The sequence below is a fragment of the Streptomyces europaeiscabiei genome (assembly GCF_001550375.1).
GTDB lineage: Bacteria > Actinomycetota > Actinomycetes > Streptomycetales > Streptomycetaceae > Streptomyces > Streptomyces europaeiscabiei.
Map to the genome: position 1 here is coordinate 1 of NZ_LRTR01000810.1, position 745 is coordinate 745.

Sequence of the window (745 nt, forward strand, 5' to 3'; positions counted from 1 at the left end):
AGCGCCTCGGCCGGCACCTCGCGCAGGCCGGCGACGGTGGTGCCCAGCCGGCGGGCGACGGCCCGGTAGACGGTCCGGGAGTCCTCGGGCGTGAGCGAGGTCGCGGGCGGCGTGACATGGCTGGGACTGATCGACACGATGCGCCGGATCAGGCCGCGCAGGCCGGGCAGCAGGGCGAGCTGCCAGGCGCTGGCGCCGCCCGCGGAGGTACCGCACACGGTGATGTTGTCCGGGTCCCCGCCGAAGGCGGCCGCGTTGAGGCGCACCCAGCGCAGCAGCGCCTGCTGGTCCTGCAGGCCCCAGTTGGCGAAGTCGCCGGTCAGCGGATCGGTGAGATCCTCGTGCAGACCGAACCCCAGGACGCCGAGCCGGTAGTTGAAGGTGACCACGACCATGTCCGCGCGGGCGGCCAGCCGGGCCCCGTCGTAGGCGGGCATGCTGCCTGCCCCGGCCTGCCAGCCGCCGCCGTGGATGTACACCATCACGGGCCTGCTGCCGCGGGTGTGGGGCGTCCACACGTTGGCGTACAGCGAGTCCTCGCTGCAGGGCGGCACCGGCCGGCTGGGTATGGAGCTCTGGAAGGAGACGTCGGCGAAACGCACGGCGTCGCGCACCTCGCGCCAGGGCACGGGCGGCCGCGGGGAGGCGAAACGCAGTTCACCCAGCGGCGGCCTGGCGTAGGGGATGCCGCGGAAGGCGGCGACCCGGCCGGTGCGTTCGCCGGCCACCGGCCCGGCCGACGTGC

The 745-nt window shown here is 74.9% G+C and carries 1 protein-coding gene; it reads right to left on the reverse strand.

What is annotated here, in order from left to right; all coding sequences use genetic code 11:
- Positions 1-745 (reverse strand): carboxylesterase family protein (locus AWZ10_RS40170; protein ID WP_208618638.1); only part of this gene is annotated, 745 nt, incomplete at both ends.